Origin of the sequence: Thermoanaerobacter sp. YS13 (genome assembly GCF_000806225.2) — a bacterium.
GTDB lineage: Bacteria > Bacillota > Thermoanaerobacteria > Thermoanaerobacterales > Thermoanaerobacteraceae > Thermoanaerobacter > Thermoanaerobacter uzonensis.
Window position 1 is genome coordinate 1,326,328 of the sequence record NZ_JOOI01000001.1, and the last position, 21,309, is coordinate 1,347,636.

Below are 21,309 nucleotides of genomic sequence, written 5' to 3' on the forward strand. Positions count from 1 at the left end.
GCCTGTTTAACCTTACAATGCTATGTTTCTCACCTCATAGTCAGAAATGTTTTCTTCACCTTTAATCAGCTCCAGCACTTTTTCTGCTATTTCTTTTGAAGTCAATTCAGCATCATTTTCATGTCCAATTACGTACATTGCTTTTTCTGAATAGGTGGTTATCAGAAACAACGCCACTGCTTTTTGAAGTTCTTTTGTTTCTGCCTGTCCTCGCTTTACTTTAATTACTGCAATTTGCCTTTCTAACAGCAAATCTATACTTTGCATAACACTATCCGGATTGTTTTTTAATTCCTGCTTTAATTTGGAGTTATTGCTCATGCTGTTGATATTTCTAATAACACTGCTCATGAATTCAGATTTGTTGAGAAATATTATATCATCATTCTCTGCCAGTACATTTTTTACAATTTTTGATAATGTCGGTATGAGATTTGGTGACAAAGGAACATAATTCTTGTACCGGTATTCGGCAAATCTTAAGGCTGCCCGATATTCCAGTTCTGCTTCTTTCTCCAGCAAACTGCTCAGCTCTGTTACCTGTTTTTTTACAGCCTTTAGAGAAACCATGCTATTCCTCCTTTCTTTTGAAAAATACTATTTTACCACTTCTAGCCTTTTCCTCTGCGCTTTGATAGAGTTTCTCAAGTTTATCAATAAAAATCAGTAAAGTGGTTGAAAAATCGTTATATTTGTAATCAGGCAGTTTCTCAATGTCCATAAGCTCTAATATGCCTGTTGCATTTGCAATAACCTTTTTGATTTCTTCAATAAGCTTATCTGCAAGCTCACACTGCTTTTTTGCCTCAATTCCGTACTGCTGTTTCAGCTGTTCCAGTTCGTATCTTATATTCTTAACTTCTGCTTCTGCTCTTGCTTTTTCTTCCAGTGCCTGTCTTTTTTCTTCAATGGCCTTTCTGCGAAGTTCATCAAGTCTGTTTTTTTCCTGCTCAAGTTCATTGAGACGCTTTGTTAACTGTTCTGACTGCTCATTAATTGTTTTTAATGTGTTTTTTAATTCCTGATAGTCATCAGGTACTTTTTCAATCACTTCAGGCTTTATTTCTGCAATTTTCTTCTCAAGCTCCTCTTTTATTTCCTCTGCTTCTTTCTTCTGCTTTTCAAGTGCTGTGATTTTGTTCTGCATGTCTAAATACTGCTTCCTATATTCCTCCATCTGCTTTCTTAAGCTCTCTATTTCACTTCTTTTAAGATCAGCTACTGCATCACCAAGTGTGTTGTAAAGTTCTTTTTGCTGTTCAGGTTCAAGATATGCAAGCTGCTCTCCTGCCGATGATGATAGCTTACCTTGCTCAACTAAAATTTGAAGTTCAGGAATAAGTTCATTTAATTTCTTGAGCTGTTGTATACGACGTTCAGTTAATCCTATGTTTTGAGCAATTTCTTTTTGTGAATTTCCAGAAATTAAATGCGAAACAGTTTCGCTTTGATATGAAGAATTTACCAGTATGTTTTTTCTATTTCCACCTCTTTTTACACCATATATTCTTTCCAGCTCTAAAATACATCTTGCCAGCTTCATAGGATTTAAATTGCCTATACCTCTCTGTCTCAGGTTTGTTTCAATTAAATCCTTTAACATCCAGTCCTCTTTTGTTAATCCATCCCTGTCCTCATAGGTTCGCACCTCGCAGGGTACTTCTTTTAAACCTATTTCCTTTGCTGCTTTTAATCTCTGGTTGCCGGATATAACTATATAGTCCTGTGTTACTATGAGAGGTACTATTATCCCACTTGTTCTTATACTTTCTACGAATTCCTGCCAGCGTTCTCCCTCTATGTCATCGAAAAACTCTCTGTTACGTGGATACTCTTTTAAAAGGTTGATGTCTACCATTTGCATAAAAATTCCTCCTCTCTGCTGTTGTTTCTAAAAAATAAAAAAACAGGTGTTAAACCTGTTAACTCACACAAAACTTTTGATTAACTCCTCTACGTGGTGTTTTCTCCAACAGCCATATCTGTACAAAGTATTTTTGTCAATTTCATCTGCTTTTGTCAGCATAAATTGCTTATCCGCTGGAATTTTTAAAAGCCATATTTTTGTCTTTTTATGATCTGGTTCTACAACTATTTCTGTATGTATCTGTATTGTCTTTTTAAATGAGAATATTCTTGTTTTTTCACTAACGGATATACTGATCTTAATTCCTTCAACCAGTTCTATAAATTCACCTTTTGTATCAAATTTTTTATCCAGTATTGCAGGCTTCCATGAAAGTTCTGTAAGTCTTAAATCTTTTAAATCTTTAAGCCATAAAACCGCTTTTTCTCCTTTCTGCTTTGAAGATGAAACTTCCAGATAATCAAGGATAAATCTGCCCGGAGTGTCTATTTCAGACAATAAAGTTTTCCTATCATGAGAAAGTTCATATACATAAGCTTTTATCTCTTTTACTCCCACTCTTTTAGCAAAACAAACCCTGTGTTTTCCTTCTACCACCCAGTAAGTATCATGATATTTTAAAAGCTGAATTGGATCTTCCTTAAAGAAAGGTGTTTCTCCGGTAGAAAATTTTTCCCAAAAACCGCTGCATCGACTACTTTTCATACATATATCCAGATATTTTGATTCTTTTACCGTTTTAGTGAGTGCTTCCATAATTTCTTCTTCAGTGTTTGTATAAGGATCAAGGCCCAATTCTCTCAGCAGTTTGCACCTGTTTCCAAGCTGTGTCGGAAATTCTTTTATATTGTCCACTTTAACAATTTCCAAACAAGGTTTTGAAAAAGGGAAAGACATAAAAAAACACTTCCTTCCTCAGTTTGTCAATTAACATCGATAATTAGTTTAATATAAAAAGTATAAAAGAATCAAATTATTTGTTCTCTTGAAACTACATGTTTGAAATATCTGTCCCAGTCATCATAATTCTGCTCAAACAGCTTCATTTTGCAGCCGGGATATTTTTCTGCTGCCTCCTTTATTGCATCTATAATTCCACTGCCGTATTTTTCACCTATTGGTCTTAAAATAATCTCCTTATCTGCTGTCATTATCACCAAAAGTGCGAATACTTTTCCATCGGCTAAATCAGGTAAAATGTTCAGCACGTTCTCTAAATTCGATAAGTCATATAACATGTTTTCTCTTATTTTTTTCACTTTTCTTAACTCCTTTCTTATCTGGTTTTCTCAAAATAAATAAAAGAGGCGTTTTTTTGCCTGCCTCTTTTATTCCAGTTCTAAAACATAATCGAAACTTTCTATCCGCTTTGTATCTAAAAAAGAGGATGCTTCCGGATGCTCTTTCAGGTACTGCTCTATGTTCTATCTGAACTTTCTTTTAAATTCTCTGTCAAGATAGTTATCCAGCTTAACAGAAAGAATTTTTAAAATTGTGAAAAATGTAATAAACACTAACATAACAGCAGCTCTGATTAAAAGTGAATGTGAATCTGTTTCAATTAGAACTGCGAAAAATTTTTTATAAGCTATTGTTATTATCAAAAAGTAAATACCAATTTTATGTACTTTTATTTATTTTTTTATTACTTACTTTTTCTAAGTTTGTGAACAATTACAATAATAAAGTCTAATTTACAAACAAACTGTAGCTGTTTTTGTTTTGTATTATCTTGATATTAGCCAAAAAAATTTCATGCAAATCTTTTGCTGAAACAAAAATTTCATTATCACACACTATAATAGGATTATTTGTTTTTATTGCTTGCCCTTTAACATAAACTGTGTTGGTTTTGGCATCTATTTTTACTACTTTTTTATAAGCTAAAGCAGCTTCGTCTTTATCATATTGATACTCAATATGATAACTTTCAAGTACATATCTTATGGGTATGTATATTTCACCATCTTTAATAAAAGGAGATATATTCATATTACGAACGTTGTATTTTTGATTAAAAAGTACATCAAATAAAAGATCTCCAATATTCATACTGCCTAACATTACTCCTTCTTTATATTTTGTTTGCCCAACGGTAAAAATACACCCATTAGCCTGTTCATACCAATTTGAAAGATACCAAGCGGTTGAATAACCTATTACAAAGGCTAACAACAAAACAAGTATTTTCTTCACTTTTGATCTCCCCTTGCAGTTTGTGTTTAATAAAAAAATATATACCCATACAAAAAGGCAGGAACACTCATGTGAGCATCCCTGCCTTTTCTTTAAAAAGTAATTGTCTCTGTCTGTATGTTTGTCTGCTGCCAGTTTGGATTGGATGTCTTAAAGCCGGGATTACTAGAAGAGTTCTGATTGTCTTGGAAGAACGTTGCATTAAAGCCATTTACAGGTATATGAACATATACGCAGAAGTATTTATCAGTTCCATTGAGATACAGCTTAAAGTACAGTGTTGAGTCTTCCTGCCCTGCTTTCCTATACATAAACCTGAATGTTGCCTGTTGATTTGCTATGTCTATGTTCTGCATAACTGGATATTCTGTTTCCCAGTTGTCATCTGCTAATACATAGTCCGTATATCTGTGTATGTTGTGGAAAGCTACCACGTTTGTCACGTATGCCGGTGTCCTTACTTCATGCGGGCCGTCGGGTGTATCTATTATTGAGCCTATCTCTACGTTTTTCCATTTGATTGTTATATCCATATATGCAGGATAACCGTTCGCATCAGTATGCCACTTTGTATATACAAAGTTTGGCGTCTTGTTTATTGTTATGGTTGCGTGCACATCGTCTGCTGTAAGCTGTCTTACAGGAAATACGTTACCGGAAGATGGTGTACTGCCGTTTGAAGGCGGAGGGTTCACTGTAGGAGGATTGTTGTTCTGTGAAGAATTACTGTTCTGAGGAGGAGGTGTTGGAGATGTTCCGTTAGAATTATCGCCCGGTATTCTGAACGTTGCTATACCCGAATGTGTTGCATAGTTTAGAACTTCATTTACAAAGGCCTGGTAGTTATCAAATTGATCCAGGAAAATAGCTGCATCTCCTACACCAGTAAAAGCATCTGAACCAAAATAGCTTACTAATTCGTTGTAATATTGTTGTAATTTTGTCATTACAGGTGCATTTTTGTCTAAAAGTCCTACTACTTTATCTGGAACAGTTATTCCATGCTCCTGTAAAATTTCATCAATAGCATTATCAATTGAAGGATCTCCTGTTATAACATATCCCGTTTGAGACTTCCAGTTCCAGTTGTTTGCATACTGATCTGTTTTTTTGGTAAATTGAAGAATAAATACTCCGGTTTTATCATCATATACAAAGCCTGCCTGTTTCAAGTAATCAATTGTAGATTGATCGAGAGTCCTATAGGGTATTACATAAGCTCCGTCACCTGCCCAGCCCCCCTGAAACTCCGTTGCATCAAGAAGTAGTGTTGAACCGTCGGGCTTTTCTACCTTCAGTGTACGCATATCACCTATTATGGTTGCGTTACCTAACATTGTGGAGTTGGTAGTATTACTATAATATGAACTAATATTTCCGCCGCTTCCACTGCCGTCATATCCGCTGTAGGTGCTTCCGCTGTAGTTCCACCAGCCTCCTGTTGCGTTTATTGCAGCTGTAACCGCCTGCATTTGTCTTGAGTCCGAAAGAGCAGAAGTGGGTACTAGTCTGTCTCCCATTCTTGTAGCACTTGTTGTAGAGACCTGTCCGTTTGATACTGTTATCAGTGTATTATCTGTACCTGCATAGTAGTAGTTTGTTCCGTTTATTGAGTAGCCCGGAGTTACTGCAAGTGTTTCGGTTTGACCTGATCTTGTTGCAATTGAGGTATTTAACTGCCCTCCGCTTGAAGCAACTTTTTGCGGAGGCACAAGATGTCCGTTGTCCGTCATTATTCCTGTTGTTACATATGTTTGTCCTGTTGTGGGATCGGTTACCTGTATTTGATTTCCTCCAAGCCATTTTACTGTTGTTCCATCAGACATTACATAGTCGGCATATGCCGGCACAATGCAGGAAAGCAGGAAAATAATTAAAACTGCTGCAGCAATTTTTTTCAAAAAGCTCACCTCCCATTAAAAGCTTTATCAAATAAAAAAGGACAGGTTTTTTGTTACCTATCCTTTTTTTAACAATTTTTATTCAATTTAACAATTTTTTATTTCTTCTTTAGGAAGTTCAGTTATTTCTGTAATTTCGTCGATATTCATTCCTCTTTTTAACAATTCTTTAGCTACTGCCAATTTAGCTTCTTTCTCTCCTTCTTTTCTTCCTTCTTTTCTTCCTTCTTCTATCAACCTTCTAAAAGTTGCTGACTTTTCTAGATTTAGCATTTTTATCACCGCTCTAATTTAATAGCTTCTTTATTTCTTCTTTGGAAAGTTTGGTTATTTCTGCAATTTCGTCAATATTCATTCCTCTTTTTAACAATTCTTTAGCTACTGCCAATTTGCCTTCTTTTTCTCCTTCTTTTCTTCCTTCTTCTATTAGCTTTCTAAAAGTTACTGACTTTTCTAAATTTAGCATTTTTATCACCTCCACAAACATCTTATCAATAATTTCCTCTTCGTACACCAATTCTGCAAGTATTTTGGCTCTTGCAGTCACTTCCCTCTTTCTTTCCTGCTCTAGAGGGATCTTTTTTATCATCTCTGCACATTCTTTTAGATAAAGTTCTTTTTCTTTTTTTCTTCTCTCTTTGTCCATCAAAGGAAGCAGCGTGAACAGTTCGTAGTAGTTAGTCTGTGTTATCTCATTAAATTTTACTTCTCCCACATCTATTATCCTGTACCTGTATCTCAAAAAATTTTCTTTTCCAAAATCAAAATCCACTCCATCAGCCATATTTAAGTTGTTTTCACCTATGTACACAACAACCTGATAGGGAACCAGTTCATGTTTCTCCATTATTTCAACAGCATACCTCAACATCCTGTAAGGCATCTCTTTGTCATTATCTGACTGAAACTCTAAATGCACAGCAATGGTGTTTCCTTCTTTTGTAATACACTTGAAGATCATATCGCTTTCTCTCATTTCAACTCTTGGAAACTCTACATTAAGCTCCTCTATTTTAATATGCTGTATTCCTAAAAAATAGCTCAAAATATCATCCGTTAAATCAGAAAACATATCTTTCAACGTTATATCGTATTTCCCCACGATTTCTCCCTCCGTTATTTCTTATTACAATTATACCATACTTAAAAAGAAAGGGACAGACATTTTTAAAGCCTGTCCCTTATTGTGTCTATCCACTCTAAATCCCATTTCTGCGTTGCAGGGTTATAAACTCCGTCGTATGCTGCAAGTTTCCATTTGCCGTCTTGCTTGACAAGCAGTGCATGAGCATAAACAGTTCCCCAAGTTCCAGGATCGTTTGGTCTGTCAGTCTTTTGAGTTACGGAATAATATACGCTTGCAATATTGCCCATTGTTGATATTCTTATGACTTTATATGAATCAGGTTGTATCCAGATAGCTCCTAACGGATAAACATAAGTTCCATCCGAAAGGTTTCCGCCTCTCAGCAAAATACTGTCAACTACACCGTATTCATTTCTATTACCAAAAGCTCCTCCAATGGTAGGCCCTTTATGTCCGTCTGTGTCCCATACGCCCATTTTAGTATTTTTGTAAATATACATATCAAGGTTTGGTAAAAAGCCGTTTTTACAGTACCAGAGTCCGTCTGAACCCTGATGAGGCATTTCTTCTATGACCGTAGGTTCTGTCCATGGATATAAATTATATTCCGTTACATAATCTTTGGCTTCCTGCTGGTATTCTTTTATTGCATTATCAACAGAAGTATTGTGTCCGGCAGGTTCAGTCACATAATTGGGTATCCAAGCCTGTGAAAACTTCGCAAAAGCCTGCTCCGCATGAGATATTACGTTTATTGCTTCCTGCTCTGTCAGATCGCTTGGTAAAAGCCTCATAAGTCTCATAAGCATTACAACTGCGTCTGCCCTGTTTGCATATGCGTTTGGCCTGAATGTGCCGTCATCGTAACCTCTCAGTATTTTTAACCCTACTGCATTGGAAATCGCTGCTGAATATGGATCATCATTTGGGTAATCTTTGAAATTTAATGGCACGTTTGCTAAAGGTATCTGGTACGATGCTGCTGTATTTGAAAGCCATATTGCTATTTCTTTTCTTGTTATATTACCGTTCGGATTGAATGTGCCGTTGTAATAATCCAAAGGTATGATATTCTTGTTTACAAGCTGCATTATAGGTTCATAGTACCAGTCACCGCTCTTTACATCATTAAAAGGGTTCTGTGATGCAGTGAGGTTTAATCCGAGTGCTCTTGAAAGCATTGCTGCAAACTCTGCTCTTGTCAGCGTGTTTTCAGGTTTTAATGTTCCTATTACCCTGCAGGTAACTGTTCCAAATCCGCCATATTCTCTTTCAGCCGTTGGAGGATCTGCAGGATAGCCGTGAACTATCTCTGCTGCCACTGCCAGCTCTAAGTCAGGCATTGCCCAGTAAAACTGTCCGTTTGGTTCAGTATATTTGTAAAAGTCCTGTACACCGTAAAAGTCTGCTGCAAATGCAGGTACTGATACTCCTAAAACAAGGATTAAAACCAGCACAAAAGATAAAATTTTTCTCATTTTTAAAAAACACCTCCATTAGAAATTTTACCACATTTTTCTCAAAATAACAACTTTATCACAGCTTCTTCAAGCTCAGCTAAAGCTTCATTTATATCATCTTTTGTTACTTTCTGCCCAAGAAGTTTCATTATGCCTTTTATTTGATTTAGAGCAGCTTCCTCTTTTGTTCTGTCCGGTTCTACAGCCGTACTCACTTTGGCAGTTTCTTCAGAAAAACTCACTTTTCCTTTTAAACCAAGGAAATATTTTTGTACATCGGAGAATTTGGCAGGATTTTTTACGGCATTTACAACCTTTTCAGGAGTTATAGGGTCAAATACAATGTCGTATATACCAAGAGCCAGCGCATAGCCAAGGTGCTGATTGTTTTCTTCTTTTCCCGGTAAAAGTATTACTCTTTTGTCTCTCTGCCTCAATGCAAACAAAAAATCTTTAAATGGGAGTTTTATGTCTTCACGTGGTGCCAGAATAACCGTATCATACAAATCTTTGCTCTTTTCTTCTAAGAGATAATCTGCATAAAAGATTATTTCTGATTCTATTTTATTTTCCTTCAGTTCGTGTTTTAACAGTTCATCCAGTTTTTCTATGCCTGTGCATATAAATATCATCTTACAGCACCTCTTGAGACGGCTTTAAAAGGTTTTTAAGCCTTTTTTGAATGCGTTGATATATAAAAATATGTCTTAAGAAAATAACTTTTATTGTAAGGCTTTTAAAAGCCTCACACAATTTTATACAGCCTTATTGTATGAAAATCTTTCTTCCGTTTCTTTTCTGTTTTCTACAAGCTTATCCACTATCTCCTCAGAACATCCCAGCCCTGCCATCTCCGAGATGACAAGGGCTTTTATTAAGAGCTTTTCTTTTTTGGTTGAGGGTTCAAGCTGCTTAATTCTCTCAAACAGTTTGTGGAAAAAAGCAGTTTCAAGTTCATCCATTTTTTCCACCTCTATTTCTTCTTTATCCTTTCTTGTATTTTTTCTTTAGCTTCTTTCACCTGATTAAAAAAGTTTTCACGTCTTTCCTGCCAGCCTTCTGGAAAATAAGCATCGAAATGAGCACTTGTGAAACCACCTGTTGGATCAGGTGTATGGCTGTCGGTTTCGCCGGAACTTTGATTTCGACGTAAAGCTTTCATCCTAGCAGCTCGATAATTATACATGTCCACATAATTTGAAAATTGCTGAATTAAAAGGCCTATTAACCACATTATTAGCAGATTTTTAACAAATGGATGTGCATTAATATAACTAACTGCTACGTTTATTTTATTAGGTAGATCTTTCCATTCGATAAATGTGAATTTCCATATATCGGAAAGATATTCGTTCGCACTTTTTACTGCTGTATCCCAGTCTCCGAGAATTGCTACAAACGCATCCATTATGAAAAATAGGCCGACAAAGAAGGCGAAAAAGCCTAAAACAGCAATGATTGCTCTTTTACCGAGCCAAACTCCGGCCTGATATACAACTACAAAGGGTACAATTATAAAAGTCACTATTAGCATTATAATATCGGACAAACTTCTTTTTCTCATAAAAACACAACCTTTCATAAATTATTTTTTATAGCGAGAACTATTAAATTCGTATTTATTAAGTACATCTAATTTATCGTTTAATATACTGACAATTTGGCGCAAATCATAGCTCCCTGTATGAGCTTCGTTAATCATATACCTTTTTCCGTTTTCTAAATCATATATTTTTATGCCTTTGTATTGCGACTTGTCATACTCGATTCTTTTAGGTTTCAAAAACTTGATTATTTGGTTGTTTCTATCAATCTCTGCAACCCAATGTTTCCCGCTTCCTTTATACTCGTTAAAATACACTTCTATTTCCATGTTAATTCCCTTCCTTTCACCTCTATTATACACTTAAATATTAATGTTGTCAATATTTAAAAAAATTATTTCCCGTATTTTTCACTGTACTTTTCTGCAATTGACATAACTTGATCTACGTACCACCATGCGTGATTGTAGTGCCATATTGCTCTTCTTAATGCATCTATATCGCTGTAGCCTTTTCCTCTGTACAGGTTGTAATTTGCGCTTAAGTAATGGGCAGCAGTATAAACCGCATCAGCAGGACTAAAGGGACTTATTATGCCGTCTCCGTCACCGTCAACTCCGTAAGCTTTAAATGTTTCGGGCAAAAACTGCATCATTCCTACAGCAGATGTATTGAAGTCCGGCAGATAAGGACCGATAGCGTTTGGGTTAAAGCTCGATTCTCTGTAGGCTATTGCTGCAAGTACAGTCCATGGTATCCCATATTTTTCTCCGGCTGCCTTAAAAATAGGAATCAGTTCATTTGGTATTTCGCCCGGCTTTATATCATATTTCTGCCAGTTAGGTACCTTTGCCAGAGAATCCGAACTGCTCATCAACCATCCAATATTTTCTTCATTTCTCATAAATGAGGCTGCTGTTTCCAAAAGCATTATTCTGTTAAGCTCTGAAATATAGTAAACTTCTCCGCCAGAGAAAGTTTTAATACCTGTGAGGTACAGCGACGGGTCTACAGGCTGACCGTTTTCCCTTATTTCGAAATGAAGGTGAGGGCCTGTTGATCGCCCTGTGTTCCCGGATAGACCTATAATTTCTCCCTGCTTTACTTCTTTGCCTGCTTCTACTTTTATTTCAGAAAGATGCCCATAAATTGTTGATAAGCCATTTGCATGTTTTATGACAACCGCCTTTCCATAACCTCCATATTCTCCTGCAAGGACAACAATGCCATCAGCCACGGCTTTTATTGGTGTTCCGGAAGGTACTCCAAAGTCTATTCCGGTATGGAATTCTCTGCTGTTTGGATTTTTAGGATCTTCTCTCATGCCAAAAGGAGACGTGACAGGATAATCTCCATCAAAAGGCTTTATTATTTGTCCGCCTTCAACAGTATATTCCTGTACAGTGAAATTACCTGTTTTGCTGCCAGCATATTTTGCAATTGCAGCATCCAGTCTTGTCCAGTCAGGATAAAAATCCATTCCTGTTTTTGTTAAACAAAATGTTTTTGTGTATTTTTTGTAATCTGCTGATTCTGTATGATTCTCCGTAAACTGAAGGGTATAGTGAAATTCATATATTCCCGCATAGGTATTTACATAGGATATGTATTTTTTAGGTGTTCTTACTTCATAATATTTTGTTTGCCAGTTTCCGTTTTTATCTTTGGTGCTCTCCCAAACTTGGGTTACTTCATCATAATCGAAGTATGTGAAAATAGGATTAAGATCTTTTGTTATGTTCACTATCATGTCTTTATCCAGAGTATCATTCCAGTCCCTTGCATAAAGCTGAAGAGCATAAGGTATTGCCCACGGAAGGAAAAACTGTTCTTCCATTCTGTCGCTGGACTGTACAGGAGGGTTTAGTGTAGGCATTATCTGCTGAACTGTTTTACCATTTGCTGCTACAGTACTGTCTTGATAAGTAGCATCAAAAATTCCTAAAACAGTAAATATACCAAAAGAAAGAAGGCTCAGGAAAATTAGGATTATCCAGAAATGGGGGCTTCTGATAAGATTTCGAATTATATATCTTTTTAAAGCGTTTTTTATATAATTTTTTAAATAATCACCCAATTTAATCACCCTCTAAAAAAAAGTAGCAGAGAAAAAGTAACTTTCTCTGCTACTTCCATCTGAACTCGTCAGGATTTTTTGATATGTTTTTTATCCATTCGTAACCTCTTTGGTTTACAGTCCTTATTCCTCTAAATACAACCTCTGTACCTTTGCCTCCAATTTCAGCAGTTTTTGTACCGAAAGGAGAAAAAAGTGTTGTGCCGATTATTTTGCCGGTTCCGTCTATTTCATGTTCGGTACCTGTTATGTTTTTCACTCTGTCATCTATACTTGCAGTTTGGATAGGTTTATATCCAGCTTCATGTGCTTCAATCTCTGTTGCAAAAGTTTTTACAGGAGTAATGTTTTCATAACCCGGATTGTCTGGCATAAAGTACACCATTTCGCCGTTTTCACCTATAACACCTTTTATGAGCCCATTTCCGTTTTTATCCACATATCTTTTTGTGGGATCGGATGTTGCATATTTATAGTTTAAAGCCTGATACCCTAATCCTGCTGCTGTGCCGACAAGACTGCCACCTGCTGCGCCTACGGCTCCGCCCAAACCTGCACCTATCGTTCCGAGATCTCTCATTGCCGATTCTCCAAGTGCAAGTCCCATAGCTGCACCAGCAATAGCTCCCGCAGCACCTAAAGTTCCTCCAAGTACGTTTCTTGCTCTTTCTGCCGTACTTAGAGCTTTTTGATACCTTTCACCCGGTCTATCCCTTCCTGAAGATGGAGCAGCAGGAATACGCTGCTGTATAAAACCTGTCATGCTTTTCCCGGAAGAAGACGGTTCGGATGAGTCAAAAGGTATCGCCTCAAGAGATGCTGCAGAAGGATAAAGTGGCGTTGAATCATAAGACCACGGTATTGCTTCAGGAGACGGAGCATACGAGTCATACTTTCCTTTTGTGAAAAGAGGTTCAGCTTCTACTTCTTCGCCTCCGTAAGGACTGCCCCCACCGATTCCACCGCCCGTACCGGTATTTTGTGTTCTGCTACTATTTTGATTCGGTACTTTTTGCGAACTGGTACTCCTTGCTCTGCTAAAACTGCGTCCTGCAACTCCTGCAATGGCTGCCATGCCCGAAAAGCCTGCCATGGCAAGACCGGCATAGAATTCTTCATTCACTCCTAAAAACTTTAAGAAGCCCATGAAAAGCTCTCTTAAAACTTTTGAGGTTGGAATAAGAGCAATCAAACCAAAAAGCTGTGCCCACCACACGGAAAAATCCGTAGAAACACCGGGAGAAACAAGCACTGCATAGATGGAAAGAACCAGTGCATGTGAGGACTGCATAAAAGCGTTTGATATTATTTCTCCTGCAACAAGTCCTACACCTTTGTTGTAGCCTGTAATACTCCAGCTCCACACTACGATGGGAACAACCACCAGCATAGCAATAAGAACAAATTTACGTATTGTGTAAAGGAAATTGAAGTATACCATCAGCCCCACAAAGGCCAGTTTTACCAAGGCCGTTGTAAGAACATTGTTTGTCTGTATGGCATCAATAAAATTCCATCCGCCCTGAGTGAATTTTCCCCCTGCATATGTCTGCATGAGGTTTTTAAAAACTTCTGTTAGATAGGCATTGGCTGTAAATATAAGCTTTGAATATTCAGGAAGAAACCATATTATGGCGTAGGCTAAAACTACAAGCCGCATCTTCTGCATAGCATCTGCTCTCTTCGAAGGATTTGAACCTGCAGACATGAGCCTGAAACCGTTGATTATCATTGCTATTACCGCAAGACCGCCTGTTGCAATTTCTACAGTATTGTACCATCTCATTGCTATATCCCACTCGTCTTTTGTAAACGGAGCAGTTTCCGTATTCGGGAGGTTAAAAACAAGCTCGTCTATTGTTTTAAAGCCAAGTGCTTTTATCCCGTTTACAAGACCGTCTATAGGCATAGCAAGCACTCTTTCTATAAACGTATCTGCATATGCAAAAACAGGAAACAACAACACTGCAAGAAAGATTAAAACGAAAACTTTACGTTTGTTCATTCGGATTTGTTGAAATAAATTCTTTCTCATAATCGGATGCCACCACCTTTAAAACTGTAGAATTTCTGCCTGCTTTCAGCAGAGCTTCGCCTATACCTGAAGATAAAAGGAATTCTCTTTCTCCTTTTGAGAGGTGGAATATTTCCTGTACTGCATCTATGTCCGTAGAAGACTGTCTTAAGAGAAAAACTGTTGCTGCATTTGTTAAAACCACTTTGCCCTGACCCTGAGAGGAATTTGCAAACTCTATAAAGCTCTGTGAGGCAATTGTAAGAGAAGTATTTCTCTTTCTTGCTCTTCTTGCGAGGTTTTCCAAAAAGTTTGCAGTATACTCATACTTCATAAACATCCAGGCTTCATCAACTATGACAAATTTTCTCTGTTTTATATCTTTTTTTACAAATTTTTCCCATACCCAGTTAGTTACTACATAAAGAGCATATGTCTTTAAAAATTCGTCCATAATCCCAAAAAAGTCAAAAGTAATTAACAATGCATCTTTTAAGTCAACATTTGACTGCCCATCAAAAAGCCCCATTGTACCTCCTCTTAAATAAGGCTTTAAAATCTGTGCAAGCTTTTCACCGCCGGGTTTTTTGCTGAGCCTTTCCGCAAAAGATGAAAGTGTAGGCATCTGTTTTGGACGAAGTCCTATATAGTACTTCCCGTCTATTTCCTGTGAGCTTTGTTCATACAGGCTTTCCGGGTTTCTTGTTATTCCACGTGCTCTGTACTCTTCGAGTACTGCTTCTTCTATAAGTGAAAGTTCATAGGCAGTAAGAGGGGTTTTGCTTATCTTCTCTATTATCATGCTTACAAGCCCTTTTATTTCATTTGCTTTCTGCAGAAGGTCAACAAATTCTATACCTGCGTCATCAACATCCGCTTCAATATCAAAGGGATTTATAACGTATCTGCAGTTAGGCTCCAGTTTTATATGAACCCCTCCCACTTTGTTAACAACGTTTTTGTATTCTCCGTCAGGGTCTATAAAAACTGTTCTTACTCCTAAAAGAGCACTTCTTAAAGCAATTAATTTCATCATAAAAGATTTTCCTGCACCTGACTGCGCAAACACGGCTATGTTTGCATTAGGCAGTATCGGAGGACCTATAAATGGATCGAATATTACGGGAGATCCTGTAAAAAGATTTATCCCAATAGGTATGCCCTGCTTGTGAGAATATTCCGGAGACGCAAATGGAAAAAGTGAAATAGCTGCTCCTACATTGAAGTTTCTTGATGAGTCTGCAAGGTAGTTTTCAGCTGTCGGTACAAGGCTTTTAAAGCCCTGCTCCTGCCTGAAAATTGCAGATCTTGCTTTTATAGACTTACTTGCAAGCACTTCTTCAAGAGTTTTTGAGTTATGCTCAAGTTCTGCTAAGTTGTCGCCGTATATGGCTACAACAATTGTTACGTAAAAAAGTTTGTCCCTGTTCATTTGAATGTTTTCACGCAAACTTTCGAGGCTTTCGGAAGCTCTCTGGAGTATTCCAAGCTCTGCAATATTTCCCTCTTCTGTATCTAACATGAGCTGTGACTGAAGCTGGACTATTTTTGCTGTCAGTTTTTTTATTGCATTTCCATTAGTTTCTGGGTAAATATGAACCGAAATGTTTGCATTTGAAAACAGCTTTAAGTCGTCGAGCCATCCAACCCTGACTGATGCAGGATAGTCTGTGAAATAATAGATTCTCACATATTTGTTATTAATCTGCATATAGTTTCTGTCTATATATATCCCATCGGGAGCTATTATCTGTTTTATATCAGCTACATGATTAAAAGGATCGTGAAAGTCATTCTCTTTTTGCTTTTCAACTTTCTGTTTTTCAGTTTTCTGTTTTTCATCCTTTTCAGGTTTATTGCCTCTTTTACTGAGCAGGCTGAATTTCAAGTTCCACACCCTCCTTCATGAAGCTTAGTGCGCCATTTTCTATAAGAGTAGAAGCATAAATTTTTGACGAAGGATTAAGCACTTCGTGTATTAAGTCTATAAGCTCGTTTGTATTTAAGAGTTTTGGATTTAAACCGCATTTTATTAAGCCTTCCATAACTATCTGTATTCTTCTTGACATTTCTCCTTTTGCTTTTGCGTAGTTGTTTTCTTTGTCATCGTAGGTTATTATGAGATAGTTCTGATTTATCATCGTATTTTCTGCGTAAAAAGACAAAAACCTTTCAAGTTCGTATTCGTACCTCAGCATTGATTCCGGCATTCTATGCCTGTTGGCTCTAAAAGCATTAAGCGAATCTTTCAGGTTAACTCTTTGTGTCAGAGAAAGTATTTGTATAGGAAAAGTTATGGAAAGAAGCATTGAGCCAAAGGCATCTTCTAAAGCGTTTTGCTCTGCAGGAGCAAGCAGAGCAAAGTTTATCGGATCAGATGTTATTACTGCTCTGTATCTGTGGCCTTTTAAAATAATAAAACCATCTTTTATGTCTTCAATGTCCAGAAACTCAGTGGTTCTTTTCAATTTCCACACTCCCCTTCCATACGTACTTCTTTTCCTGCAGGTAAAACTGAACATTGTAAGAAATATACTTATCAAGAGTCATGCCGTCTTTGTCAAAGTTTGCTCCCCAAAGTCCTAGCAGTGTAAATAAGATCCCTGGAATTGCTGCAATTCGTATATTAAAGTATTTGTACATTTCTACAAAGGCAGCTATTCCTAAACCTATGCCTATTACGAGGATAATAAACTGCCTTAATGAAAGTTTCCCGCCGAAGATTTTGTCTTCTTTCATTAAATCTAATGGCACCGGGTATATTCTCATCTGTATCACCTCTCCAATTTGTTGCAAAAAAAGAAACTGTTACAAAAAACAGTTTCTCAAAAGTACCTTATTTTGAATTAGTTACCATTGAAAAATGCAATTTTAAATTTTTATTTAGTAAGCCTTGACAATCCGATTTTTCCTAATCTACTTCCCATTTTTCAACATATTTGCACTATTTTTATTTCTTATTTCTTAAACTTTTTTTAAAATAACTCTTTACCAATACAATATACAAACCAATTTATAACCTCCTGCATAGATTGAACAGGACACTTATAGTTATTAAAGTTTATCATGTCCTGAATAATTTTGTTACCCTGTGAAACAGTTATTAACTTCTGTGAATAGGCTTCGTACAATATTCCCAAACTTCCCTTTAATCTCAAGCCATTAGCTTTGCAATAATTTTTCACACCAGTTATATCATCACTTATGACAATAAAATTATTAACCTTTGCAATTGCCAAGATTGCACTTTCTCCCGGGTGGAATCTTTTTCGTATTTTAGTGTGCTCTATAAATTCATCTGGAGTTGAAGTGTAGGAAATAACAAACTCCTTTAACCATCCTTTTGAAATAGCGTTAGATATGTAAGGTCTTAGTTCCGATTTGTCTTGACATTCCTGAATAACAATAGTGGGTATGTAAAGCCTCTGTTTGTAGAGTGTTTCAAGTATATTAATATTACCTGTTATAGCAAAGTTTGAAAACACATTTGTATCTATAACTGCTGGGGGATTAGTCATACATCCAATCCCCCTTTTCAACAGATTGCTCCTCCATTACATCACTTAGTCTAACATTCACTGCGTTTAAATACTCTTCTGCTTTTCTAATACTTATTTGTTCTAATTTTAAAGCATCTATAACTAATTCTACATAAGTTTTTGAACAATAAATATCATTTGTTGGCTGGTAAATTTGAGTGTTATAACCTAACCCTTTAGCTAATTTAGTTATAGAAACATTCAAATAGATAGAGGGGTCTTTTATATACCCTAAATCTTGCAATTTATTTATAATTGCCTTATAACTTACGCCAAAGTACTGCTGAATAAAAAGTACATCTGTAATATCCAACAATCCCTTTCTATTCTTCCTTTTTTCTGCTATTTCTATTACACCATCATCTGGCATTAAAAAATGAGAAGCAAATAAATCTGCCATAATTTCTTCTTGTTTTAAATCAGGTGAATTAACTATACAAATTCTATTTGTGATTTCAGGATTGTATTGGTAATGATACAATTCATGAGCAGCTGAAAAAATTTGATGTCCAAGAGTTCTTGAAGAGTTTATAACAACTAAACAAACATCTTTTCTTTTCCTATAAAGAGCGGAGATATGTGTATCAAGAAAAGGTTTTTTAAAAACGTAGATTCCAATACTTTCAAGAAGTGAAAATATATCAGGAACAGGTTTGAGTAGCCCTAACCCTAAGATATTTCTCATTTCAAGAGCATACATTTTAGCTTTAATATTCATATTCTTCAACTTCCGGCACCTCACTCAGTATCTCTTTTAATGCTTTAATATTAGACAAAAGCATGTTGCTCCATCCCATTATCTCATAGTCTTTAAATTCACTATTTGATTCTAAAGTTCTGAAGAAAAGTTCATCCTCTTTATCTTCTATTTCTTCAATTCCCGCTAAATATTCCAATGAACAACCATAAAGTTTCGATAACTTTTCAAGCATGGTTATTTCATAATCATCGTCGCCTTTCTCCATATTGATTATTTTATTTCTACTCACATTGAGCAACTGAGCCACTTTCTCTTGGGTAAGCCCTACACTTTTTCTGGCTTTTTGTAATCTTTCCGCTATAATCTCTTTCATTGTCCTCACCTCAATTTGTTAAATAACTTAAACATTTTTCAATAATATTATATCATTTTGTTTCTACTTGTAAACACAAAATTAATTTTTAACCTTTAAATTTTATGGAGAAAATAAAAAAACACGGCTAACTAGCAACCTATTGCCAGTAATATGAGGTTTATTTGTTTTTTGTATTTTTTTGATATGTTTTTTTTAGATATTCTTCCCTCTTTTAGTGCTTCTTCAGATTTTTCGAGTGAACTTTTCTTTATTTTAAACTCAACTTCTTGTTTGCATACTGGGTGATATATTTTATTTACCATTTTCATCACCCCCTTCTATCTACTTTTAAATAAAAAAATTAGGACTATCATAAACGATAGTCCCAACAAAGTGACCTCTTTATTATTGCGGTTTAAATCCAAGCGCAACTCCAACAAACCACTTTGCCCCAAGTGCAACAATAGCTCCAAGTATAGCCCACAGAAGTCCCGTCATCGCCTCAGAGCGCCTTACAGGGTTTGTGGAGCTTGACATGATTTTGTAGCCGTTCCATGCGATGAAACCTACTGCTACAACCACTGCAACGTCCATAAGGGCATTGACAATATTCCAGATAAAGTTTTTTATTCCGCTTGTATCAACAGCTGTAACACCATTATCTGCATATACAGCAGCTGTTAAAGAGTACATAAAAACTGTAACAAAAGCAAAAAACGCTTTTATTTTTTTATACATAGATTTCACTCCTTCCGTTAAAAATGTTATTTAAATGACTGGCTCACAACCTGCAGTACGCCAAAAATAGTCGGAATTGCATAGTACAGAAGCACTCCCACTGCAACTCCTATCATGCCTCCTGCTCCTGCACGTCTTAAAGTAGATGCATGGAATATACTGCCAAGTATGAACATTATGATTGACACTGTAAATATAAATCCTGCAAGAGGCATAATGATGCTACTAATGACCTGAGTTAGCACTGCAAGCGCATGTGCAACTTTTACAGCAAATTCCTGAGGTGTTACCGGATGAATGTTTGCAGGTTGAATAGGTGTTTGAGGCATTTTCCATCACCTCCTTAAAAATAAAATGCAGGCTTTTAGCCTGTTTCAAACTCAGTTTTGTTTTTCTTTAAAATTACTGCAACAGTTGAAATACCACATAAATCCCATTCCAAACACTAAACCTATAAAAAGGCCTGTTCCAAGTCCCGCTGCAAATTGGTACGTATTTATCATCTTTATCATCTCCCTTTTTGAATTTTAGTCATGTAGAAAATCCAGTAAGGCATTTTTAACTTTTTTGTTATTTCTCAATCGCTGTAAAGCTCTCTTTTCAATCTGCCCGGTACGCTGCTTGGAAATATTGAGAATTTCTGCTATTTGTTTTAGTGTCATGGGTTTTCCATTTAAGCCGTAACGCATTTCCAAAACACTACGCTCTTTTTCAGGTAAGGTTTTTAAGCATTCTCTTAAGGCCCTTTTTAATTCTTCTAATGTATAACTTCTGTCAATTTCATCTTTACTCTGTTCATCCAAAATAATATCTAATAGTTCCGTGTCATAATCTTCATTTAATTGCTGATTTAAACTTACTGCAGGTTTTTTTAAGTTTAATAGATGTACGACTTCCTCCGTTTTCATTCCTGTTTCTTCAGCAATTTCTTCCGGAAAAGTTTCTCCTTTAACCTGCTCAAGCTTTAGCTGAGCCAACAACACCTGATTAAGTTTTTGATAAGTTTTTATGGGCAAATGTATTGTTCTGGAACGTCCCCATATATAGCGCTGGATTTTCTGTTTTATAAAAAAAACTGCATAAGTAGAAAATCTGTAACCTTTTGTATGATCGAAACCTTCTATTGCTGCAAGCAAGCCTATAAATCCTTCCTGTATTAAGTCATCTAATTCTACTCCGTAAGCTTTTGAAAAATTAACAGCAATGTTTATAACAAGGCCCGTATTTCTTTCAACTATTTCATCCCTGGCTTTTTTGTCTCCGTTTCTTAATCTTTCAAAAAGCTCAAATTCATCGGTTTTTTCTTTAGTTAGCACGTTCACATATCATCACCCCGCTTTTGAAAAACAGGTTTAAAGTCTATCTTTCCCACACAGCTTATCTTCAGGTAAAAATAAATATTATTAAAGAAATGACCATCAATAATCCTAATAATAAAAAATTTAACCACAAAGGAGCCAAAAAAGATGTAACAACAGTTAATGGTACAATCAAAAAAAGCAATATTATCCACAACCAACAGGGCCAGTGTATAGAATCATATATAGAAGAAATTGAATAATATAAATAAAGGGGATTTAATACTCCTAAAAATGCCCTAATAAAATACAGTTTGGAAAATCCAAATAATATAATTATTGGTATTGCAACTGGCACTGCCAAAAGTCCATAAAGAACTGCATAAAAAAAATTTGTTACCACAAGTAAAAAGGACTCTTTAAAGAAATTTTTTTTTGTAGATTTTTACACATCTTAAAGCACCTCTTTGTTATTTATTAATTTATGCAAAGCTTTCTTCTCAATCTGCTCAGTACGCTACTTGAAAGTATTA

Annotated in this window: 26 protein-coding genes; all 26 read right to left on the reverse strand. The window is 36.1% G+C overall.

The features are described from left to right. Window positions 1-12 precede the first annotated feature (12 nt). Complete coding sequence (locus THYS13_RS06720) at window positions 13-570, reverse strand: hypothetical protein (protein ID WP_042833709.1); 558 nt, start codon at window positions 568-570, stop codon at window positions 13-15. A gap of 1 nt (window position 571) precedes the next feature. Next, on the reverse strand, window positions 572-1,864 hold the full coding sequence (locus THYS13_RS06725; protein ID WP_052210482.1) for a ParB/RepB/Spo0J family partition protein: 1,293 nt from the start codon (window positions 1,862-1,864) through the stop codon (window positions 572-574). A 63-nt stretch (window positions 1,865-1,927) separates the two neighbouring features. Next, window positions 1,928-2,764, reverse strand: coding sequence for a hypothetical protein (locus tag THYS13_RS06730; protein ID WP_042833710.1), 837 nt, complete (start codon window positions 2,762-2,764; stop codon window positions 1,928-1,930). 71 nt (window positions 2,765-2,835) lie between these two features. After that, window positions 2,836-3,126 (reverse strand): hypothetical protein, encoded by a 291-nt coding sequence (locus tag THYS13_RS06735; RefSeq protein WP_042833711.1) that lies wholly within the window; start codon window positions 3,124-3,126, stop codon window positions 2,836-2,838. 430 nt (window positions 3,127-3,556) lie between these two features. Further along, window positions 3,557-4,063: a stalk domain-containing protein gene (locus THYS13_RS06740; RefSeq protein ID WP_042833712.1), complete on the reverse strand. Its 507-nt coding sequence runs from the start codon at window positions 4,061-4,063 to the stop codon at window positions 3,557-3,559. A 92-nt stretch (window positions 4,064-4,155) separates the two neighbouring features. Beyond that, a complete protein-coding gene (locus THYS13_RS06745) occupies window positions 4,156-5,964 on the reverse strand; it encodes a hypothetical protein (RefSeq protein WP_042833713.1) in 1,809 nt (602 codons plus the stop codon). Between the two features lie 87 nt (window positions 5,965-6,051). Continuing rightward, window positions 6,052-6,237 carry a hypothetical protein gene (locus THYS13_RS06750; protein ID WP_042833715.1) on the reverse strand — a complete coding sequence of 62 codons (186 nt, stop codon included), beginning with the start codon at window positions 6,235-6,237 and terminating at the stop codon, window positions 6,052-6,054. Between the two features lie 13 nt (window positions 6,238-6,250). After that, a complete protein-coding gene (locus tag THYS13_RS06755) occupies window positions 6,251-7,069 on the reverse strand; it encodes an Rpn family recombination-promoting nuclease/putative transposase (RefSeq protein ID WP_153039601.1) in 819 nt (272 codons plus the stop codon). A 62-nt stretch (window positions 7,070-7,131) separates the two neighbouring features. Further along, the gene (locus THYS13_RS06760) at window positions 7,132-8,529 is read right to left on the reverse strand and encodes an S-layer homology domain-containing protein (protein ID WP_042833717.1); all 1,398 of its coding nucleotides are present in this window, start codon (window positions 8,527-8,529) and stop codon (window positions 7,132-7,134) included. Between the two features lie 41 nt (window positions 8,530-8,570). Continuing rightward, window positions 8,571-9,143 (reverse strand): hypothetical protein, encoded by a 573-nt coding sequence (locus tag THYS13_RS06765; RefSeq protein WP_052210483.1) that lies wholly within the window; start codon window positions 9,141-9,143, stop codon window positions 8,571-8,573. Window positions 9,144-9,266: 123 nt separating this feature from the next. Then, entirely contained in the window at window positions 9,267-9,473 is a 207-nt protein-coding gene (locus THYS13_RS06770) for a hypothetical protein (protein WP_042833718.1), read from the reverse strand. 11 nt (window positions 9,474-9,484) lie between these two features. Continuing rightward, a complete protein-coding gene (locus THYS13_RS06775; RefSeq protein ID WP_042833719.1) occupies window positions 9,485-10,075 on the reverse strand; it encodes a hypothetical protein in 591 nt (196 codons plus the stop codon). A 21-nt stretch (window positions 10,076-10,096) separates the two neighbouring features. Further along, complete coding sequence (locus THYS13_RS06780; protein WP_042833720.1) at window positions 10,097-10,384, reverse strand: hypothetical protein; 288 nt, start codon at window positions 10,382-10,384, stop codon at window positions 10,097-10,099. Between the two features lie 65 nt (window positions 10,385-10,449). Beyond that, window positions 10,450-12,132, reverse strand: coding sequence for a peptidoglycan DD-metalloendopeptidase family protein (locus THYS13_RS06785; protein ID WP_052210484.1), 1,683 nt, complete (start codon window positions 12,130-12,132; stop codon window positions 10,450-10,452). Between the two features lie 49 nt (window positions 12,133-12,181). Beyond that, window positions 12,182-14,167, reverse strand: a complete 1,986-nt coding sequence (locus THYS13_RS06790; RefSeq protein ID WP_042833722.1) for a hypothetical protein — start codon at window positions 14,165-14,167, stop codon at window positions 12,182-12,184. Beyond that, the gene (locus THYS13_RS06795; RefSeq protein WP_042833723.1) at window positions 14,124-16,034 is read right to left on the reverse strand and encodes a VirB4 family type IV secretion system protein; all 1,911 of its coding nucleotides are present in this window, start codon (window positions 16,032-16,034) and stop codon (window positions 14,124-14,126) included. The genes THYS13_RS06790 and THYS13_RS06795 overlap by 44 nt, the downstream gene beginning before the upstream one ends. Next, the gene (locus THYS13_RS06800; RefSeq protein ID WP_052210485.1) at window positions 16,012-16,614 is read right to left on the reverse strand and encodes a hypothetical protein; all 603 of its coding nucleotides are present in this window, start codon (window positions 16,612-16,614) and stop codon (window positions 16,012-16,014) included. Before THYS13_RS06800 ends, THYS13_RS06795 begins: the two co-directional genes overlap by 23 nt. After that, on the reverse strand, window positions 16,598-16,915 hold the full coding sequence (locus THYS13_RS06805; protein ID WP_042833725.1) for a PrgI family protein: 318 nt from the start codon (window positions 16,913-16,915) through the stop codon (window positions 16,598-16,600). The genes THYS13_RS06800 and THYS13_RS06805 overlap by 17 nt, the downstream gene beginning before the upstream one ends. Window positions 16,916-17,121: 206 nt before the next feature. After that, on the reverse strand, window positions 17,122-17,664 hold the full coding sequence (locus THYS13_RS06810) for a hypothetical protein (protein WP_042833726.1): 543 nt from the start codon (window positions 17,662-17,664) through the stop codon (window positions 17,122-17,124). Continuing rightward, window positions 17,657-18,403 carry an ImmA/IrrE family metallo-endopeptidase gene (locus THYS13_RS06815; RefSeq protein ID WP_065214134.1) on the reverse strand — a complete coding sequence of 249 codons (747 nt, stop codon included), beginning with the start codon at window positions 18,401-18,403 and terminating at the stop codon, window positions 17,657-17,659. Before THYS13_RS06815 ends, THYS13_RS06810 begins: the two co-directional genes overlap by 8 nt. Continuing rightward, window positions 18,393-18,758, reverse strand: coding sequence for a helix-turn-helix transcriptional regulator (locus THYS13_RS06820; RefSeq protein WP_052210486.1), 366 nt, complete (start codon window positions 18,756-18,758; stop codon window positions 18,393-18,395). Before THYS13_RS06820 ends, THYS13_RS06815 begins: the two co-directional genes overlap by 11 nt. A 131-nt stretch (window positions 18,759-18,889) precedes the next feature. Further along, window positions 18,890-19,063 carry a hypothetical protein gene (locus tag THYS13_RS14280; protein WP_161485929.1) on the reverse strand — a complete coding sequence of 58 codons (174 nt, stop codon included), beginning with the start codon at window positions 19,061-19,063 and terminating at the stop codon, window positions 18,890-18,892. Between the two features lie 82 nt (window positions 19,064-19,145). Then, the gene (locus THYS13_RS06825) at window positions 19,146-19,478 is read right to left on the reverse strand and encodes a pilin (protein WP_235603281.1); all 333 of its coding nucleotides are present in this window, start codon (window positions 19,476-19,478) and stop codon (window positions 19,146-19,148) included. 26 nt (window positions 19,479-19,504) lie between these two features. After that, entirely contained in the window at window positions 19,505-19,807 is a 303-nt protein-coding gene (locus THYS13_RS06830) for a hypothetical protein (RefSeq protein ID WP_042833728.1), read from the reverse strand. Between the two features lie 51 nt (window positions 19,808-19,858). After that, window positions 19,859-19,981, reverse strand: a complete 123-nt coding sequence (locus THYS13_RS14795) for a hypothetical protein (RefSeq protein WP_255356296.1) — start codon at window positions 19,979-19,981, stop codon at window positions 19,859-19,861. 24 nt (window positions 19,982-20,005) lie between these two features. Next, window positions 20,006-20,800 carry an RNA polymerase sigma factor RpoD/SigA gene (locus THYS13_RS06835; RefSeq protein ID WP_052210487.1) on the reverse strand — a complete coding sequence of 265 codons (795 nt, stop codon included), beginning with the start codon at window positions 20,798-20,800 and terminating at the stop codon, window positions 20,006-20,008. Window positions 20,801-21,309 lie beyond the last annotated feature (509 nt).

What these genes read in the sequence shown, in the direction of transcription:
- THYS13_RS06765 (WP_052210483.1), bottom strand. Translation starts at nt 9,143, where the DNA reads ATGATATTTATATGCACAGGCATAGAAAAACTGGATGAACTGTTAAAA.
- THYS13_RS06825 (WP_235603281.1), bottom strand. Translation starts at nt 19,478, where the DNA reads ATGTATAAAAAAATAAAAGCGTTTTTTGCTTTTGTTACAGTTTTTATG.
- THYS13_RS06815 (WP_065214134.1), bottom strand. Translation starts at nt 18,403, where the DNA reads ATGAATATTAAAGCTAAAATGTATGCTCTTGAAATGAGAAATATCTTA.
- THYS13_RS14280 (WP_161485929.1), bottom strand. Translation starts at nt 19,063, where the DNA reads ATGGTAAATAAAATATATCACCCAGTATGCAAACAAGAAGTTGAGTTT.
- THYS13_RS06790 (WP_042833722.1), bottom strand. Translation starts at nt 14,167, where the DNA reads ATGAGAAAGAATTTATTTCAACAAATCCGAATGAACAAACGTAAAGTT.
- THYS13_RS06720 (WP_042833709.1), bottom strand. Translation starts at nt 570, where the DNA reads ATGGTTTCTCTAAAGGCTGTAAAAAAACAGGTAACAGAGCTGAGCAGT.
- THYS13_RS06810 (WP_042833726.1), bottom strand. Translation starts at nt 17,664, where the DNA reads ATGACTAATCCCCCAGCAGTTATAGATACAAATGTGTTTTCAAACTTT.
- THYS13_RS06780 (WP_042833720.1), bottom strand. Translation starts at nt 10,384, where the DNA reads ATGGAAATAGAAGTGTATTTTAACGAGTATAAAGGAAGCGGGAAACAT.
- THYS13_RS06830 (WP_042833728.1), bottom strand. Translation starts at nt 19,807, where the DNA reads ATGCCTCAAACACCTATTCAACCTGCAAACATTCATCCGGTAACACCT.
- THYS13_RS06730 (WP_042833710.1), bottom strand. Translation starts at nt 2,764, where the DNA reads ATGTCTTTCCCTTTTTCAAAACCTTGTTTGGAAATTGTTAAAGTGGAC.
- THYS13_RS06750 (WP_042833715.1), bottom strand. Translation starts at nt 6,237, where the DNA reads ATGCTAAATCTAGAAAAGTCAGCAACTTTTAGAAGGTTGATAGAAGAA.
- THYS13_RS06770 (WP_042833718.1), bottom strand. Translation starts at nt 9,473, where the DNA reads ATGGATGAACTTGAAACTGCTTTTTTCCACAAACTGTTTGAGAGAATT.
- THYS13_RS06820 (WP_052210486.1), bottom strand. Translation starts at nt 18,758, where the DNA reads ATGAAAGAGATTATAGCGGAAAGATTACAAAAAGCCAGAAAAAGTGTA.
- THYS13_RS06775 (WP_042833719.1), bottom strand. Translation starts at nt 10,075, where the DNA reads ATGAGAAAAAGAAGTTTGTCCGATATTATAATGCTAATAGTGACTTTT.
- THYS13_RS14795 (WP_255356296.1), bottom strand. Translation starts at nt 19,981, where the DNA reads ATGATAAATACGTACCAATTTGCAGCGGGACTTGGAACAGGCCTTTTT.
- THYS13_RS06805 (WP_042833725.1), bottom strand. Translation starts at nt 16,915, where the DNA reads ATGAGAATATACCCGGTGCCATTAGATTTAATGAAAGAAGACAAAATC.
- THYS13_RS06760 (WP_042833717.1), bottom strand. Translation starts at nt 8,529, where the DNA reads ATGAGAAAAATTTTATCTTTTGTGCTGGTTTTAATCCTTGTTTTAGGA.
- THYS13_RS06725 (WP_052210482.1), bottom strand. Translation starts at nt 1,864, where the DNA reads ATGCAAATGGTAGACATCAACCTTTTAAAAGAGTATCCACGTAACAGA.